Here is a 16,065-nt window from a genome sequence, read left to right as displayed (position 1 = left end):
CAGGCTGCGTCCCATAATTCGGTGAGCGAGTAGTTCCCTCGAGGGGGAGGACCCGCTTCCAGTGGAGGGGAGAGGGGTCTAAATGGCCGGATTTCTCTCTCGAGATGCCCGAGGATCGCCGCGCCGCTTATCGTGCCTACGAACTGGTCCGTCGCCACGAGCTGGAAATCGTCGTCCGACTGCTCGAGGAGACCCTCTCCGACATGCCCAAACCTCGGGGTTGGAGCCATCAGCCCCAAGTCGGTCGCCCGGGTCCCCATCGTCGGGGTCGTCCCGAGCGGTTCCGCTGGGAGCCGATGGCCAAGGCGCTCGGCCTGATGCATGCGATGGGGTGGGACTATCGCCAGGCCGAGGGAACCCTCTGGGTCGCCTCCGACCTGCGCCGCCAGATGGGCTTGGAGGAGGCCCCCTCCCGCATGACCCTCTGGAGAGCTGAGCGACGGTTCTCGGAGGAGTGGCTACGCGAGCTGAATGAGAAGGTGGTGGCCGCCTTCAAAAAAAACGCCCCGACCCTGGCGGAGGAGTTCGAACGATTGGCGCGGACTCGACGGGGCTCGGGGAGCACGCGCGCGGGGAGTGGCGGTCGTTCCGCCACATGAGAACGTTCTCGGTCCGACAGTTCCGCAAGCTCCACGTAGCTGCCGAGTGCCGAGGGGAGGATCGGGGGATCATCTACGCGTGGGCGCTGACGCCGCCCCATGCCGCCGACTCTCCGATGCTCCCCACCCTACTCGATCGGGTGGAGGCACCGCTCGGCGCGGTCCTCGGGGATGCGGCGTATTCGAGCCGACGGAACGTCACGTATGTGGCGGAGCGCGGAGGGGAGGCATACTTTCCCCCCAAGTTCCGTTGGACAGCGCGCGCGAACGGTCATCCCGCTTGGCGACGGATGGTCCTACGCTACCGACACCACCCTCAGGTGTTCCACGAGACGTATCGGTTCCGGGCGAACGTGGAGGGAGCGTTCTCCGCGATCAAGCGACACCAGGGGCCGTTCCTCCAGGCTCGGAGTGCGGTGATGCAGCGACGAGAGGCGGGCTGGCGGATGGTGGCGAGGAATCTCGATCTGCTCGGACGCTCCCGCGCCCGAAAGGGGACGCTATGAATTATGGGACGCAGCCATCCCGACACCAACCGCTTTAATCCGAGAGCCACTTGCGACCGGTCCGGGAGAGCATCGTGTCGCGGTGGATTCCGGACGGTCCGGCGGAGGAGGCGGACATGCTCCGCTCGCTCGGGCTCCCATCGTTCGACGCGCTGTTCGACGACATTCCCAAGGGGGTCCGGGTCGCCCGCATGGGCATCGGACCGGGTCGCACGGAACCCGAAGTGGTCGCCGACGTGGACAAGATCCTCGCGCGCAATAAGCCGGTCTCCCGCTTCTCGAACTTCCTCGGGGGCCGGATCTCCTCGCGATACCTCCCCGCCATCGTCGACGCGCTGATCTCGCGGAGCGAGTTCCTCACCTCGTACACGCCGTACCAGCCCGAAGCGAGCCAGGGGATGCTCCAAGCGCTCTTCGAGTTCCAGAGCCTGTGGGTCGAGCTCTCCGGCCTCGATGTTGCGAACGCCTCGCTGTACGACGGCGCCACGGCCGCCGGCGAGGCGATGCTCCTGTGCCGACGCATCCACCTCGGAGACCGCTTCCTCGTTCCGGCGAGCCTACCTTGGGAGGAGAAGAGCGTCCTCGGGAACTACGGAGTCGGGCTCGGCCTGAAGGTTGCGGAGATTCCGTTCGACCCATCGACCGGGAGGCTCGATCTGGAATGGGTCGACCGCGAGGTGCGCCGGGGGGATGTCTTCGGGGTGCTCGCGGACGTTCCCAACGGCTTCGGACTCGTGGATGAGCGCGTTCTCGACCTCAAATCGACCATCGGGACCGTCCCGCTCGTGGTGAGCGCCGACCCCCTCGCACTGACCGTGCTCCAGCCGCCGGGCGAGTACGGGGCCGACATCGTCGTCGGGGAGGGCCAGGGATTCGGGATGGCTCTCAGCTTCGGCGGGCCCCTCCTCGGCCTGATGGCATGCCGGCGCGAGCACGTGCGCTTCCTGCCCGGGCGTCTCGTCGGCGCGACGCAGGACGTGAACGGTCGGCGTGCGTACACCCTGACTCTCCAGACGCGCGAGCAGCACATCCGCCGTTCGCGGGCCACCTCCAACATCTGCACGAACCAGTCGCTCGTCGCGCTCGCGTTCGTTCTGTACGCCTCGAGCGTCGGCCCCACGCGGCTCGCCCGGCTCCAGGCCGATCTCGCGGAGAAGGCGCGTGCTCTCGCGACGGCCCTCGATGGCATCGAGGGCCTCAAGGTCCCTCGATTCACCGCCCCGTTCCTCGGCGAGTTCACGATGGAGCTCGCGCAGGGGAACGCCGTGGGATTCCTGGACCGCATGCTCGCGAAGGGCGTCCTGGCCGGCCACTCCCTCTCCGATCCTCGACGCGCCGTGAAGTCCGGGCCCGAGCTCGTCCATGTAGCCCCCAGCCAAGCCGCGAACACCGCGGACATCCGCAAGTACGTGAAGGCCGCGCGCGAGGCGCTCGTGCCCGGTCCCATGGGGAGCGCATGACGTTCCGCCAGGCGCGATGGGACGAACCCCCACTGTGGGAGCTCGCTCCGCCGAAGGCCGCGACCACGAACGGCCCGGCCATCGCCCTGCCCGGAGTGCCGGACCGATGGCTGCGCAAGACGGCCCTCCGATGGCCCGAGCTCAGCGAGCCCGAGATCGCGCGTCATTACACGCGGCTCTCCCAGATGAACTTCGGGATCGAGACCTCGGCGTATCCGCTCGGCTCGTGCACGATGAAGTACAATCCGAAGGTCTCCGAGATGCTCGCCCGCCGGCCCGGTGCCGCCGATGTCCACCCGTACCAGCCCGAGAGCACCGTCCAGGGTTCGCTCGAGATCATCTATCGCCTAGAGAAGCTCCTCGCGAAGGTCACCGGGCTGCGCGAAGTGTCGCTCCAGCCGGCGGCCGGGGCCCACGGGGAGTACGCGGCCCTGCTCATGGTGCGGGCCTACTTCCAGGATCAGGGGAAGCTCGGACAGCGCACGGAGGTCCTCCTCCCCGACACGGCGCACGGCACCAACCCCGCTTCGGCGGCGATGGCCGGCTTCACCACCCGTGAGATCCCTTCGAAGAACGGGTGCGTCGACCTTGGGATGCTCAAGGAGGCGATCTCGGAGAGGACCGCGTGCTTCATGCTCACGAACCCCAACACCGCCGGGCTGTTCGAGTCCGACATCATGTCGATCGCGCGCACGGTCCACGATGCGGGCGCGATGCTCTACTACGACGGAGCGAACCTCAACGCGATCATGGGCGTCTCGTCCCCGGGAAGAATGGGATTCGATGTCGCGCACCTGAACCTGCACAAGACGTTCGCCACTCCTCACGGAGGCGGAGGTCCCGGGGCCGGCGCCCTCGGCGCCGGGGAGGAGCTCGCCCCGTACCTTCCCGTCCCGCGGGTGGCCAAGGACAAGCGCCGGTACTACCTCGATTACCAACGGCCGAAATCGATCGGGAAGATCAAGACCGGCTACGGCAACTTCGGCCTCGACCTGCGCGCGTACGTCTACATCCTCTCCCACGGCGAGGAGGGCCTCGCCCACGTCTCCCGACGCGCGGTCCTCAATTCAAACTACCTCGCCGACCGGCTCGGGAAGTTCCTCCCGCGACCGTTCGGCAAGCTCGTCAAGCATGAGTTCGTCCTCTCCGGCGCTCGGCTGAAGAAGGAAGGCGTCCGGACGCTCGATCTCGCCAAGCGCCTGCTCGACGAGGGCGTGCACGCCCCGACCGTCTACTTCCCTTCGCTCGTGGAGGAGTCGCTCATGATCGAGTTCCCGGAAACGGAGAGCCGACGCGAGCTCGATGCGTTCGTGGAAGCGTTCGACCGCGCGATTCACGATACCCCGCAGCACCTGCGGGAGGCTCCGAAGAACCTCTCCGTCGGGCGCGTGGACGAGGTGCGCGCCGCCCGCGAGCTCCAGCTCTCGTGGAAGGACCTGCGGGCGGCCGCGGTCCCCCCGCCGCCCGCGGCACGGCCCGCGACGACGCCTCCACCGCCGTAGTGCCTCGCCCGTGCGGCCCGGCGGGGCCAAAAAGCTTCAAGCGGGCAGGCTCCGTGGGTCCGGCGATGAAAGCGCGCGTGGAGAAGGTGTTCGGGCATCTCGATCCGAAGCCGGAGGCCCTGCTGCTGGCGAACTCGGTCGATCCCCACCTCGATGGCAGTTTCTTCTATCTGTTCGACGTTCCAAGCGGGCTGTTTGAGGGCTCGGTCGCGGTCGCGTATCCGGACGGGAACCTCGACGTCCTGAGCTCGCCGCTCGAGGCCACGAGCGCCCACCTAGCGGCGAAGACCGACCGGCACCTGACGGTGCACGTGCCGACCTCCCGCGAGGAAGGCGACGCGGTGCTCCACAAGCTGCTCGACTCGAAGGGGTCGGTGGGCATGAACTACCAGGAACTGACCCACCAGCAGTTCCTGAGGTTCGAAAAGATGTTCCCGTCGGTCCGATGGGTCGACGCGAGCAACGCGATCAAGCGCGCGAGGGTCACGAAGGACGCCGAGGAGCTCGGGCGCCTTCAGAAGGCCGCCGACATCGGCTCCGCCGTCGCCCGCGAGATCCCGGGGATGCTCCAGGAGGGCATGACCGAACTCGAGCTGGCGACCGAGATGAACTACCGCATGATGAAGCACGGGGCGAGCGGCCCATCCTTCTCGACGATCGTCGGCTTCGGGCCGAACGGCGCAGAGCCCCACTACTTCGCCGGCGGTCGCAAGCTCAAGAGCGGCGACTCGATGGTCTGCGACTTCGGCGCGTTCTACCGTCGGTACGCGAGCGACATTACGCGCTCCTTCCACTTTGGAAAGCGCGATGACGAGATGAAGAGGGTCCACGAGCTCGTCGAGGAGGCGCAGCAGGCCGCACTCGCCGTGCTCCGACCGGGCGTGCCGGGGAAGGATGTCCACAACGCGGCGGCGAAGGTCATCGATGCCTCTCCGTACAAGGGCAAGTTCATGCACGGGCTCGGCCACTCTATCGGCCTCAACGTCCACGACGGATGGGGCATGAACCAGCTGGTCGAGGAACCGATCGAGGAAGGGATGGCCATCACCATCGAGCCGGGGATCTACCTCTCCGGGCACGGCGGCGTCCGCATCGAGGACGACGTGGTGGTCACGAAGGACGGCTACCGCTTCCTCACCACCGCTCCGCGAGGATACCTCGAGGTCTCGGCGTGAAGTTCGGCGTCCTCACGGGGGGCGGCGACTGCCCCGGGCTCAACGCGGCGATCCGCGCGGTCGTCCTGCGCTCCGCGCAGCACGGACACTCGACCCTCGGATTCCTGGACGGTTGGAAGGGGGTGCGCGACAACCTCGCGCGCCCGCTCCCCCCGGCCGACGTCGCGTTGATCGTCGGCCGCGGCGGCACGATTCTTGGAAGCTCTCGCACGAACCCCTTCTCCCAGGAGGCGGGCACGCGCGCCGTACTCGAAACGCTGAAAGCGAACGGTATTGACGTCCTGATCGCGATCGGCGGGGATGACACGCTCCGGGCCGCGAGCGCGTTGCACGCGCGCGGAGGCCGCGTGATCGGCGTCCCGAAAACGATGGACAACGACGTCGCGGGGACCGATTGGACGTTCGGCTTCGACTCGGCGTCGTCGGTCGCGGTCGACGCCCTTGAGCGGCTGCGCGACACCGCGGGGAGCCACCACCGCGCGATCGTGCTCGAGGTCATGGGGCGGAACGCCGGATGGGTCGCGCTCGCCACGGGGCTCGCGGGCGGCGCCGACGTCACGTTGCTGCCGGAAGAACCGTATCGTGAAGAGAGTCTCCTCGGCCACGTGCGCGCCGGGTGCGACGCACGGGGCTACGCCCTCGTCGTCGTGAGCGAAGGGATCGACCTCGGCTCGAAGGCGGGATCGACCGGCGGAAAGGACGAGTTCGGCCACGAGCTCCTGCGCGAGCGCGGGGTGGGAGCCGAGCTCGCGCGCCGCATCGAGCAGAGGACCGGCATCGAGACGCGGAGCGCCCAGATCGGGCACATCCAGCGCGGAGGTGCGCCTACGCTCTTCGACCGCATCCTCGCGACCCGCCTCGGAGCCGCGGCGGTCGACCTTGCGCTCGCCGGCCGGTTCGGTGAGGTCGCCGTCCTCCGAGGCGCCCACGTGACCGGCATCCCTCTCGCGGAGGCCCTGGCGACCTCGAAGCTCGTTCCCCCGGAGTGGATCGACCTCATGCACACCTTCGAGGCGTGAATCGATGACGGTACGCGCCCTTTGGTACGATCGTCACACGCTCCACCTCATCGATCAGCGCCGGCTGCCCGGCCACCTCATCGTTCGTCATCTGCGGACGGTCCAGGGCACCGCGGAGGCGATCCGAACGATGGTGGTCCGCGGAGCGCCGGCCATCGGCGTGGCGGCGGCGTACGGGATGGCGCTCGCCTCGAGGCAACGCGGGATGACGCCCACGCGGGCGGCGGTGCTCCTGCGCGCCACCCGACCGACGGCCTACGACCTCTTCGTCGGGATCGAGGCCGTGCGAAGCGCCTGGGCACGCGGCGACGACCCCGAGGCCGCCGCGCTAGCGTACTGCGCCCGGGTCGTCGGAGAATGCCGGAAGATTGGCGAGGCGGGCGCTCCGCTCTTCCGCCAGGCCAACAAGGTGCTCACGCACTGCAACGCCGGGGCGCTCGCTACGGTGGAGTGGGGCACGGCCCTCGCGCCGATCCGCGTCGCCCACGACCGGGGAGTGCGTCTCTTCGTCTGGGTGGACGAGACCCGTCCGCTTCTGCAGGGCTCCCGCCTCACCGCTTGGGAGCTCGACCAGGAGAAGATCCCCCACGCGATCATCGCGGACAATGCCGCGGGGTACTACCTGCACAACGGGGACGTCGACGCGGTCATCGTCGGCGCCGACCGGATCGCGCGCAACGGCGACTTCGCGAACAAGATCGGGACGTACGAGAAGGCCGTCCTCGCCCACGAGAACGGCGTGCCCTTCTACGTCGCGGCGCCGTGGAGCACGTTCGAGGCGGCCCGAAAAGACGGTACGACGATCCCCGTGGAGGAGCGGGACGAAGCCGAGGTGCTCGATCTCGGGACGCAGCGGATCGCCCCGAAGAAGAGCCATGCCCGCAATCCGGCCTTCGACATCACTCCGGCGAAGTACGTCACGGGGTTCGTCACCCCGGTCGGGGTCATGCGGCCGGGGGGTCTCTCCCGGTTCCTCCTCCGGCACCGGGCCCGTTCGGCGGCTCCCGCCCGGCCCTGAAGCGTCAATCCCTTAACCACCGCGGGTGCTCCGGCGCTCGATGGCATCGACCCCACCGGGGAGTCCGGTACGCGAGACCCACTCCGAGCCGGGCTTCCTCTCCGATTTCATCCTCGGAAGCCAGGATGGGCTCGTCAATGTCCTCGGGATCGTACTAGGGCTCGCCGCCACCGGTCAGGGCCGGTTCATCATCGTCGTCGCGGCCGCTGCCGCGCTGGCGGCCGAATCGGTTTCGATGGGCGCCGTCGCGTACACGTCCACGCGGGCGCGGCGCCAGCTCTACCTCGCCGAGCGCCGGCGGGAGGTGTGGGAGATGGAACATGTCCCCGCCATGGAGAAGCAGGAGATCCGGGAGATCCTCCACGAGTGGGACTTCCAGGGCGACGAGGTCGAGTCGATGCTCGACCAGATCATCGCGAAGCCGAAGATGATGCTCGATCTCATGATGGCCTTCGAGCTCCACATCTCGCCGGTCCAGGCGAGTCAGCCCGGCCGCAGCGCATCCGTGGTCTTCCTCGCCACCCTCGTCGGCTCGATCATCCCCCTCCTCCCGTTCCTCTTCGGGATCGACCTGTCGATCATGGACGCCGGGCTCATCGCGATCGGGCTGAGCGCGGTCGTGCTCTTCCTTGTGGGCTGGTACGAGGCGCGCACCACCGTCGGATCGGTATGGGAGAGCGGGGTTCGCATGCTGCTGATCGGACTGGGGGCGGGCGCGGCGGGCTTCCTCGCGGGCTACTTCCTGAACATCTTCGCCCCGGGCACGGCGTAGGGATCGCTCACCAGGACGGATCGCGCGGGCGAGCGACCCGGACTTCCGGGCCGGGATCTAGGCCTTGGTGCGCCGGACCGAGCGATCGGAGTGGGCGTGCTTCTCCTCCTCGCTCAGTTCGCGCATGCGCAGGCCGATGAGCAGCGTTCCATCGAGCCGGATCGCCTCGGGGGCCATGGGGAGCCGGATCGAGAAGTTCTCGAGCCGTATCTCCAGCTCGCCTTCACGATCGGCGAGCGCGTTCACTACGTCGAGGATCGTGCCGCTCTCGCTCAAGCGTGCAGGTGCCGACATGACCCCGCACTCCCGGGGGAGCATAGGACGGTATCGGCCGGCCCCCCTAGTCGATGGGCGCTCCGCGAGCGCGCATCCGAGCTCCTTCGGCCTGGATGAACGGCTCGACATCGGCGAGGGGCGGGTCGAGCCCCGTGTAGGGTGGCAGACCGAGCATGTCGGAGAGCAACCACTCGACCTCGTACCGGTAGATCAGCGAGGAGCCGAGCCGTTCGATCGCGGAGGCGAGCCGCACGGAGTTCCGAGGGGAGAGGTGCCAGTATCGGGGTCGCTGGCCGAGCGCCTCGAACATGCGGTCCGTGAGGTCCCGGTACCGCCAACGGCGGGGTCCGCCTGCAAGAACGTTGCGGCTTCCCGGGCGGCCGACCTCCGTCGCCAGGATGCGGGCCAGGTCGCGCACGGCCAGCGGGCTGACGTGGTACTCGCCGTCCGCGAAGAGAGGGAAGAAGCGGTAGCGCCGCATCTGACGAAGCATCACCGTGAGGAGGCGATCGCCGGGGCCGAAGAGCATCGTCGGCCGCACGATCACGTGGGAGATCCCGCTCCGTTCGAGCGCGCGATCGAAGCGACGCCGCAGGGAGAGGTAGGGCAGGTCCTGCTCGAGGTGAGCGGGCGCGTCCGGAACGCTGAGGTGGGCGAATCGCGGGATCCCGCAGCGACCGGCGGCGTCCAAGAGCCGCAGCAATCCCTGAGTGAGCGGCGCGAATCGGCGGTCGTGGCCGGGGCGGTACCACGCCAGGGTGACGACAAGATCGACGTCCTTCAGGAGTGGATCCCAGTTCGCGAGCCCTCCAGCATCCTGAGCGATCCACTCCACACCCCCGTGCTGCTCCTCCGGGGTGGGGTGACGGTGAACGGAGCGGATCGCCCAGTCCGTCTTGAACTCGGCGAGCACCGAGCGTCCGACCAGTCCACCTCCGCCTCCCACGAGGAGGAGGAGAGGCCGACCGTCCGGGGCGGTCATACGGCCGGGGCGCCCGCCGGGGACACGGCATCCGACGGGGCCGGCATCCCTCCCACGCCGAAGGTGGCCGTCCAAGCCCGCAGGACCGGTCCCTTCGCCTCCTCGACGCTCACGGGCCGGCCGGTCTCCTCGGCGATCGAGGTCATGATGCGACCGTCGAAGCCACAGGGATGGAACATCGAGAACGGCGCGAGGTCGACATCGACGTTCAGAGCGAACCCGTGGAACGTGACCCACTGCTCCACGGCGATGCCGATGGAGGCGATCTTTCGCTCCCCCTCGACCCACACGCCGCGCCGCCCGGATACGTGGCCGGCGACGATCCCGAACTCGGCGACGCTGTTCACCAGCATCTCCTCCAATTGGTGGACGAAGCGTCGCACGTCGCGGCCGCGCGCGTCGAGGTCCACGATCGGGTACCCCACGAGCTGGCCGGGTCCGTGATAGGTGCTCTTTCCTCCGCGCTCCACCCGGATCACGGGAAGCCCGGAGGTGATCGCCTCGCCGTCGTCCCCCTCGACCCCGACGGTGACCACGGGCGGATGCTCCACGAGGATGAGCGTGTCCCCGATCGTCCCACGTCGGCGCTCCGCGCGCAGCCGACGCATCGCTTCGAGCGACGCCGGGTACTCCCGGCGTCCCCAGTCAACGTGGGCGGGCATCGCTCGTTCTCCGGGCGACGTGCATGGGCTCGCCGAGCCACAGGAGCGCCGCTTCCGCGATCGATTCGGCGAACGTGGGGTGGGGATGGATCGTTTGCGCGAGATCACGCATCGTCGCGCCCATCTCGATCGCCAGCGCGAACTCGGCGGCGTACTCTCCCGCCGCGGTGCCGGCGGCGTGGCCACCGAGGAACGCACCGGTCGAGTCGTCCCCGACGACCTTGAGCCAGCCATCGGTCGCATGGTTCGCGTGCGCACGGCCGAGGGCAGCGAACGGAAAGCGGGCCTCTCGGGCCGACAGTCCCTGCTTCTGGGCCCCGGCGAGCGTCAGCCCGACCGATGCGAGCTCGGGCGTCGTGAAGACGACCGACGGGATTGCTTGGAAGTCGAACCGGGTCGTCCGACCGGCGATGACCTCCGCCGCCACGATCCCTTCGCGGTAGGCCTTGTGGGCCAGCATCGGGGGCCGGCAGACGTCGCCGGCCGCGTAGATGTGGGGAACGTTGGTCTGCATCCGATCGTTGACGGCGATGAACCCGCTCTTGGGGTCGAACTGCACACCGGCATCCTCGAGGCCGAGGTGCGCGCTGTCGGCCCGCTTGCCGATCGTCACGAACAAGGTCTCGGCACTCAGCGTCTCGCGGCCGCTCGCGCCCTCCACGGTCAGCGCGAGCGCCGGGCCGGACCGATCGAGCTGGACGGCCTTGGTGGCAATCCGCACGCCGACGCCCCACTTTTCGAGGGTCTTCGAGAGCTCCCGGGCGAGATCGGCGTCGAGGCCGGGGAGGATCTGAGGCATCAGCTCAACGATCGTCACGGAGACCCCGACCCGGGCCATGAACTCGCCGAGCTCGCACCCGCTGACCCCTCCCCCCAGGACGAGGAGGGACTTCGGCAGCTGGGTCAGCGAGAGCAACTCCCAGGAGTTGATGACCCGCTTCCCGTCGGTCTCGAAGCCCGGGATCGTGATCGGGACGGCGCCGGTGGCGACGATCGCGCTGTCGAAATCGATCCGCTCGGAGCCGCCGTCGGGCGCTCGGAACTCCGCCGACTTCGGGCCCGTGAACTTGGCCTCGCCGACTAGGACGCTGACGCCGGCCGCCTTGAGCAAGGTGGCGACGCCCTGACGCTCCTTGGCGACGACCGAATCCTTCCAGCGCATCGCGGTCGTGAGATCGAACCGGGCCGATCCGGCGGTCACGCCGATCTCGGGGCCCTCGGTGACGAGACGGTGGTAGAGTTCCGAGGCGTGGATCAGGGCCTTCGATGGGATGCATCCCCGATTGAGGCATTCCCCCCCGAGGAACTGGCGCTCCACCAGGAGGACCTTCAGTCCCAGCTGTCCCGCTCGGATCGCGGCCATGTACCCCGCCGGGCCGCCGCCGATCACCAGCACCTGGGTCGCGCGCGAGTAGGTTCCGGCCATCGGCGTTACTCACCCCGTTCGGGAACGAAGGGCAGGGAATCGACAAAAACGTCTTCGGTGAGCGACCCGGGCCGCGGGGGAGGCGCCGCTTCGGCCTCGGCCACGGCCTCGCGCACCTGACGCTCGGCCTCGGTCCGGATCTGCCCCTCGAGCTCTGGGTCGAGCTGCCCGTTCTTCCGAAGCCAGTGCTCCAGCCGGAGAACCGGATCGTGGGACGCAGCCCGAGCTCCCCAGTCCCGGGGCTGGTAGCGCGTGGGGTCGTCCGAACTGGAATGGGGCGTCATCCGATAAACCTGGAACTCGATGAGGGTCGGGCCGTTCCCGGAGCGAGCCCGGGCGATCGCGTCACGGAGCGTGGCGTAGGATCGGAAGAAATCGGTGCCATCGATCCTCTCGCCCGGGATCCCGTAGGCCGCGCCCTTGGCGGCGAGGGTCGCCGAACGGGTCTGCTGCTCGACGGGAACGGAGATCGCCCACTGGTTGTTGGCGCAGCCGAAGACGACCGGGAGGTGGTACACGGCCGCAAAGTTGAGGCCCGCGTGGAAATCGTTCGCGCTCGTCGCCCCATCTCCGAAGAAGCCGAGCGCGACCCCGGGATCGTTGCGCGCGCGCAGTCCGGCGGCGATGCCGACCGCGTGGGTGATCTGTGTGCCGATCACCGAGGACATCGACACGTAGTGGACGTCCCGCGCGCTGGGGTGGCAGGGCATCTGACGGCCCCGCGCCGGGTCTAGGTCCGTGGCGAACAGGTGCTGCGCGTACGTCGCGAGGGGGTGGCCCCGCACGAGTGCGGCGAGCTGCTCGCGCAACCCCGGCACGATCCAATCCGCAGGGCTCGTGGCAAGGCCGAGCGCGACGTTGACGGCCTCGTGGCCCGTGGCGGCCCCGTAGAACCCCACCCTTCCCTGGCGTTGCAGCCCCTGCATGCGCGCGTCGAGCGCGCGGCCGAGGGTCATCCAGCGATATGCCGAGAGCGCGATCGCCCGAGCTTCCGGACCCAGGAGGGACTCCGCCGTCGCGGCGTCGTACGGAAGTGGCACCACACCGGCGCCGGCATTCATGCGAGTTCCGCGAACAGCTTGTGAGGGTCCTCTAGGTGGGCCTTGACGACCGCGAGGAACTGGGCGGCGACGATGCCATCCAGGATGCGGTGGTCGAGCGAGACCGAGAGGTTCATCAGGTCCGAAGGCCCGATTGATCCGTCCGCTTGGTAGGTCGGCCGACGCGCGATCTTGTGCACGCCGAGAATCGCGACCTGCGGATAGTTGAGGATCGGGGTCGCCATCACACCTCCGAGCGCCCCGAGGCTGGTGATCGTGAACGAGGAGTGGATGAGCTCCTCCCGAGCGAGCTTGCCTTGGCGGGCTCGCTCGGCCAGGGACTGAATCTCCCGCGCGAGCTGGCCCACGCTCTTCGTGTCGGCGGCGCGAACCACGGGCACCACGAGGCCCTCCGGTGCCGCCGTGGCGATGCCGATATCGTAGGAGCCATGGACGAGCAGCTCCTCCTTCGCATCGTCCATGGTCGCGTTCATCCGCGGATGGGCCCGGAGGCCGGCGATGGCCGCCTTCAAGATGAACGGCAGATAGCTGAGCTTGACGCCGTCCTTCTCCACGTGGCGCCCCATCCGCTCGCGGAACCGAACTAGTTCGGAGACATCGATTTCCTCGACGTAGGTGAAGTGAGCGGCCGTGTGGACGGACTGGGACATGTGCTCGCTGATGGCGCGGCGGACGCCTCGGATCGGAACGCGTTCGATGATATCGTCCCCCGCCGCGACGAAGGTCGGGGCCCCCGGCGACCCGGCCCTGGGAGTCGCGGCCGCTGCCGCCTCGGCGCGGGGCGCGGAGGCGCCCGTCAGATCCGCTTCGGTGATTCGACCGCCGGGCCCGGAGCCCTTCACGGTGGCGAGGTCGATCCCGCGTTCGGCCGCGAGCCGGCGAAGGTACGGGGACGCCAAAGACCGACCGGCCGGGGTCGCGGAGACTCCCGTGGCCGGGGTCGGTGGCGGAACGGGAGCTGCGGGCGCGGCGGGTGTCCGTGCCGGCGGAGGCGCGGGGGCGGGTGAAGCAGGCGCCGCAGCGGCGGGACCGCCCTGCGTCTCGATCGTGACGAGGAGGCCGCCGACCTTCACCTTCTGCCCTACGGAGGCGTGAAGCTTTGAGATCCGCCCCGCCTTCGGAGACGGGATCTCGACGTTCGCCTTGTCCGTCAGGACGCTGACGAGAGGGGCATCCTCCTGGATCGTCTCCCCTTCCTTCACGAACCATTGAACGACCTCGCCCTCGGCGACGCCCTCACCGATGTCGGGGAGCCGGAACTCGAACGTACCCATTCGTAGTCCTCCTATTGGGTCCGGGCCGCCGTCCGAGCGGCGTGGGCGATCCGAGAGGCGTTTGGAAGATAGGAGTTCTCGAGAGCATAGGGGAACGGAGTGTCGTACCCCGTTACGCGCGCGATGGGGGCCTTGAGGGAGTAGAACGCCTTTTCCGCGAGGATTGCGCTCAACTCGCCGCCGAACCCGCAGAAGCGGGCCGCCTCGTGGACCACGACGGCACGGCCGGTCTTCTCGACGGAGGCGAGGATCGCCTTCTCGTCGAGTGGCACCAACGTTCGAAGATCGACGACCTCGGCGGAGATGCCCTCCGAGAGGAGGGTCCGCGCGGCCTCCACGGTCGGGGGTATCATGGCGCCGTAGGCGAACAGCGACACATCCGCTCCCTCGACGACGACGTTCGCTGTCCCGAACGGAACTCGATAGTCCCCGTCGGCGACCTCGCCCGTCAGCGATCGATAGATTCGCTTCGGCTCGAGGAAGATCACGGGGTCCTCGTCGTGGATGGCCGTCAGGAGCAGTCCCTTCGCGTCGGCCGGGTTGGATGGAATGACCACCTTGAGCCCAGCGGTGTGGGCGAAGTAGGCCTCGGTCGACTGAGAGTGATAGAGGCCGCCGCGGATGCCGCCGCCGTACGGGGCGCGGACGACCACGTGGCACGGATACTGCCCGCCCGACCGGTAGCGCATCTTGGCGAGCTCGCTGACGATCTGGTCGAAGGCCGGATAGATGAAGTCCATGAACTGGATCTCGGCCACCGGCTTCAGGCCGTAGAGCGCCATCCCGATCGCCGTACCGATGATCCCCGTTTCTGAGAGTGGCGTGTCGATCACCCGCTCCGGTCCGAACTCCTTCTGGAGTCCTTCGGTCGCCCGGAACACACCTCCGTTCACTCCGACGTCCTCTCCGAGGATGAGCACATCCGGATCCGACGACAGGGCCACCCGGAGACCCCGGTTCACGGCCTGGACGAGGGTGAGTTCCGTCACGGGCGGAGCACCCCCTCCCGGAGAAGCTGATCGAAGGACGCTCGCTGTTCCTCCAGCGCGGGGGTCGGCTGAGCGAAGACGTCGTCGAAGAAGGAGAGCGGCTCCACGGCCGGGGTGTTCTCTGCCGCCTCGATCGCGCGAGCCACCTCCACCTTGAGCTCCTCCCAGATCTTGGCATCGGAGTCCTTCGTGAGGATCCCCTTGCGGATCAGTTCGGACTGAAGGAGGAGCACCGGGTCGTGCTCGCGGGCCTTCCGGACGGCCTCCTCGGGGCGGTAGCGACTGGGATCGTCCGAGGTCGAATGCGGGCCGAAGCGGTACACCTGGGCCTCGATGAGCGTGGGGCCGTCGCCGGCGATCGCACGAGCCCGCGCCTCGCGCACGGCCCGGTACACCGCGCGCACGTCGTTCCCATCGACAACGACGCCGGGAAGCCCGTAGGCATCGGCCTTCCCCGCGAGCGTCGGGCTAAGGGTTTGCTTCTCCCGAGGAAGTGAGATCGCCCAGCCGTTGTTCTGACAGAAGAAGATCGTCGGAGCGGCGAAGACGCCGGCGAAGTTGAGCCCGGCGTGGAAGTCGTTGGAGCTCGTGGCGCCGTCCCCGAAGAAGGTGATCGTCACGATGGGGTCATGCTTCTTCTTCGCCGCCATCGCCGCGCCGACGGCCTGGGTGATCTGGGTCCCGATGGGACTGGAGGCAGACACGAACCGCTGCTCTCGGAAGGCGTAGTGGTTCGGCATCTGTCGGCCCTTGGTGAGGTCGGCGGAGTTGCCTATGAACTGGTCGATGAGGCTCTTCACGGGGATGCCGCGCACCAGTGCAAGTCCGAGTTCGCGGTAGGCCGGGAAGATCCAGTCGGAGGGGTCGAGTGCGTAGCCGCTCCCGATCTGCGCAGCCTCCTGGCCGGCGAGAGGTACATAGAACCCGATCCGACCCTGCCGCTGGAGGATCAGACAGCGCTCATCCATCACCCGCGCGAGCACCTCGGTCCGGTAGATCTCTACGATGCGGTCTTCCGGGAAGGCATCGGCGGATCCCTGGGACTCGGTCTTCGAGGTGGCCGCCTTCGCCATGTGACGCTCTCGGTAGCTTGGAGGCCATACGCGATATAACGGCTTGTGACGGTGCGAGCTCGGGGGCCCTCCGGGTGAGGCCCGGGGGGCTTTAGCAGTTAACGATAAAGAGTAGAAATATGTCTATCTGTATCCCATATTTGTGGATATCCTGCTCCGGCCCCGGGAGGTCGCCCGCCGTCTCGGGCTCACGGTCCGCACGATCCAGCAGATGGACCGGGACGGCCGGCTCCGCGTCGTCCGAACCTCCGGGGGTCGCCGACGTATTCCC

16 protein-coding genes are annotated in these 16,065 nt (G+C 68.3%); 8 read left to right on the top strand and 8 right to left on the bottom strand.

Annotated features, from left to right (window positions below; all coding sequences use genetic code 11):
- The first annotated feature begins 104 nt into the window (after positions 1 to 104).
- The 8 genes from VMV28_04865 to VMV28_04830 all read left to right on the top strand — a co-directional run bounded on the left by VMV28_04865 (position 105) and on the right by VMV28_04830 (position 8,051).
- On the top strand, positions 105 to 599 hold the full coding sequence (locus VMV28_04865; protein ID HUZ79928.1) for a hypothetical protein: 495 nt from the start codon (positions 105 to 107) through the stop codon (positions 597 to 599).
- Positions 596 to 1,105, top strand: a complete 510-nt coding sequence (locus VMV28_04860) for a transposase (GenBank protein ID HUZ79927.1) — start codon at positions 596 to 598, stop codon at positions 1,103 to 1,105. The genes VMV28_04865 and VMV28_04860 overlap by 4 nt, the downstream gene beginning before the upstream one ends.
- 74 nt (positions 1,106 to 1,179) lie before the next feature.
- Positions 1,180 to 2,565: an aminomethyl-transferring glycine dehydrogenase subunit GcvPA gene (gene gcvPA, locus VMV28_04855; protein HUZ79926.1), complete on the top strand. Its 1,386-nt coding sequence runs from the start codon at positions 1,180 to 1,182 to the stop codon at positions 2,563 to 2,565.
- Positions 2,562 to 4,067, top strand: coding sequence for an aminomethyl-transferring glycine dehydrogenase subunit GcvPB (gene gcvPB, locus VMV28_04850; protein ID HUZ79925.1), 1,506 nt, complete (start codon positions 2,562 to 2,564; stop codon positions 4,065 to 4,067). Before gcvPA ends, gcvPB begins: the two co-directional genes overlap by 4 nt.
- 65 nt (positions 4,068 to 4,132) lie before the next feature.
- Positions 4,133 to 5,242 carry an aminopeptidase P family protein gene (locus tag VMV28_04845; protein HUZ79924.1) on the top strand — a complete coding sequence of 370 codons (1,110 nt, stop codon included), beginning with the start codon at positions 4,133 to 4,135 and terminating at the stop codon, positions 5,240 to 5,242.
- Positions 5,239 to 6,261: an ATP-dependent 6-phosphofructokinase gene (locus VMV28_04840; GenBank protein ID HUZ79923.1), complete on the top strand. Its 1,023-nt coding sequence runs from the start codon at positions 5,239 to 5,241 to the stop codon at positions 6,259 to 6,261. The genes VMV28_04845 and VMV28_04840 overlap by 4 nt, the downstream gene beginning before the upstream one ends.
- A gap of 4 nt (positions 6,262 to 6,265) precedes the next feature.
- Positions 6,266 to 7,279 (top strand): S-methyl-5-thioribose-1-phosphate isomerase, encoded by a 1,014-nt coding sequence (gene mtnA / locus VMV28_04835; protein ID HUZ79922.1) that lies wholly within the window; start codon positions 6,266 to 6,268, stop codon positions 7,277 to 7,279.
- A 40-nt stretch (positions 7,280 to 7,319) separates the two neighbouring features.
- The gene (locus tag VMV28_04830) at positions 7,320 to 8,051 is read left to right on the top strand and encodes a VIT1/CCC1 transporter family protein (protein HUZ79921.1); all 732 of its coding nucleotides are present in this window, start codon (positions 7,320 to 7,322) and stop codon (positions 8,049 to 8,051) included.
- A gap of 57 nt (positions 8,052 to 8,108) precedes the next feature.
- Here VMV28_04830 and VMV28_04825 read toward each other — a convergent pair whose 3' ends face one another.
- The 8 genes from VMV28_04825 to VMV28_04790 are packed head-to-tail and all read right to left on the bottom strand — an operon-like array spanning position 8,109 to position 15,794.
- Positions 8,109 to 8,345 (bottom strand): hypothetical protein, encoded by a 237-nt coding sequence (locus tag VMV28_04825; GenBank protein ID HUZ79920.1) that lies wholly within the window; start codon positions 8,343 to 8,345, stop codon positions 8,109 to 8,111.
- 46 nt (positions 8,346 to 8,391) lie between these two features.
- Entirely contained in the window at positions 8,392 to 9,309 is a 918-nt protein-coding gene (locus tag VMV28_04820; protein ID HUZ79919.1) for an NAD(P)H-binding protein, read from the bottom strand.
- Entirely contained in the window at positions 9,306 to 9,971 is a 666-nt protein-coding gene (gene lipB, locus VMV28_04815) for a lipoyl(octanoyl) transferase LipB (GenBank protein HUZ79918.1), read from the bottom strand. The genes VMV28_04820 and lipB overlap by 4 nt, the downstream gene beginning before the upstream one ends.
- Positions 9,955 to 11,397, bottom strand: coding sequence for a dihydrolipoyl dehydrogenase (lpdA, locus tag VMV28_04810; protein HUZ79917.1), 1,443 nt, complete (start codon positions 11,395 to 11,397; stop codon positions 9,955 to 9,957). The genes lipB and lpdA overlap by 17 nt, the downstream gene beginning before the upstream one ends.
- A gap of 5 nt (positions 11,398 to 11,402) precedes the next feature.
- Positions 11,403 to 12,458, bottom strand: coding sequence for a thiamine pyrophosphate-dependent enzyme (locus VMV28_04805; protein ID HUZ79916.1), 1,056 nt, complete (start codon positions 12,456 to 12,458; stop codon positions 11,403 to 11,405).
- Complete coding sequence (locus VMV28_04800; protein ID HUZ79915.1) at positions 12,455 to 13,732, bottom strand: dihydrolipoamide acetyltransferase family protein; 1,278 nt, start codon at positions 13,730 to 13,732, stop codon at positions 12,455 to 12,457. Before VMV28_04800 ends, VMV28_04805 begins: the two co-directional genes overlap by 4 nt.
- 11 nt (positions 13,733 to 13,743) lie before the next feature.
- Positions 13,744 to 14,721: an alpha-ketoacid dehydrogenase subunit beta gene (locus VMV28_04795; GenBank protein ID HUZ79914.1), complete on the bottom strand. Its 978-nt coding sequence runs from the start codon at positions 14,719 to 14,721 to the stop codon at positions 13,744 to 13,746.
- Positions 14,718 to 15,794 carry a thiamine pyrophosphate-dependent enzyme gene (locus tag VMV28_04790; protein ID HUZ79913.1) on the bottom strand — a complete coding sequence of 359 codons (1,077 nt, stop codon included), beginning with the start codon at positions 15,792 to 15,794 and terminating at the stop codon, positions 14,718 to 14,720. The genes VMV28_04795 and VMV28_04790 overlap by 4 nt, the downstream gene beginning before the upstream one ends.
- Between the last annotated feature and the right edge of the window lie 271 nt (positions 15,795 to 16,065).

This window comes from Thermoplasmata archaeon, assembly GCA_035532555.1.
Taxonomy (GTDB): domain Archaea; phylum Thermoplasmatota; class Thermoplasmata; order Lutacidiplasmatales; family UBA184; genus Lutacidiplasma.
The sequence above is the reverse complement of the archived record's forward strand: the minus strand, read 5'-3'. Positions and strand labels throughout refer to the sequence as shown.

What these genes read in the sequence shown, in the direction of transcription:
- VMV28_04865 (HUZ79928.1), top strand. Translation starts at nt 105, where the DNA reads ATGCCCGAGGATCGCCGCGCCGCTTATCGTGCCTACGAACTGGTCCGT.
- VMV28_04860 (HUZ79927.1), top strand. Translation starts at nt 596, where the DNA reads ATGAGAACGTTCTCGGTCCGACAGTTCCGCAAGCTCCACGTAGCTGCC.
- gcvPB (HUZ79925.1), top strand. Translation starts at nt 2,562, where the DNA reads ATGACGTTCCGCCAGGCGCGATGGGACGAACCCCCACTGTGGGAGCTC.
- VMV28_04845 (HUZ79924.1), top strand. Translation starts at nt 4,133, where the DNA reads ATGAAAGCGCGCGTGGAGAAGGTGTTCGGGCATCTCGATCCGAAGCCG.
- mtnA (HUZ79922.1), top strand. Translation starts at nt 6,266, where the DNA reads ATGACGGTACGCGCCCTTTGGTACGATCGTCACACGCTCCACCTCATC.
- VMV28_04830 (HUZ79921.1), top strand. Translation starts at nt 7,320, where the DNA reads ATGGCATCGACCCCACCGGGGAGTCCGGTACGCGAGACCCACTCCGAG.
- VMV28_04825 (HUZ79920.1), bottom strand. Translation starts at nt 8,345, where the DNA reads ATGTCGGCACCTGCACGCTTGAGCGAGAGCGGCACGATCCTCGACGTA.
- VMV28_04820 (HUZ79919.1), bottom strand. Translation starts at nt 9,309, where the DNA reads ATGACCGCCCCGGACGGTCGGCCTCTCCTCCTCCTCGTGGGAGGCGGA.
- lipB (HUZ79918.1), bottom strand. Translation starts at nt 9,971, where the DNA reads ATGCCCGCCCACGTTGACTGGGGACGCCGGGAGTACCCGGCGTCGCTC.
- lpdA (HUZ79917.1), bottom strand. Translation starts at nt 11,397, where the DNA reads ATGGCCGGAACCTACTCGCGCGCGACCCAGGTGCTGGTGATCGGCGGC.
- VMV28_04805 (HUZ79916.1), bottom strand. Translation starts at nt 12,458, where the DNA reads ATGAATGCCGGCGCCGGTGTGGTGCCACTTCCGTACGACGCCGCGACG.
- VMV28_04800 (HUZ79915.1), bottom strand. Translation starts at nt 13,732, where the DNA reads ATGGGTACGTTCGAGTTCCGGCTCCCCGACATCGGTGAGGGCGTCGCC.
- VMV28_04790 (HUZ79913.1), bottom strand. Translation starts at nt 15,794, where the DNA reads ATGGCGAAGGCGGCCACCTCGAAGACCGAGTCCCAGGGATCCGCCGAT.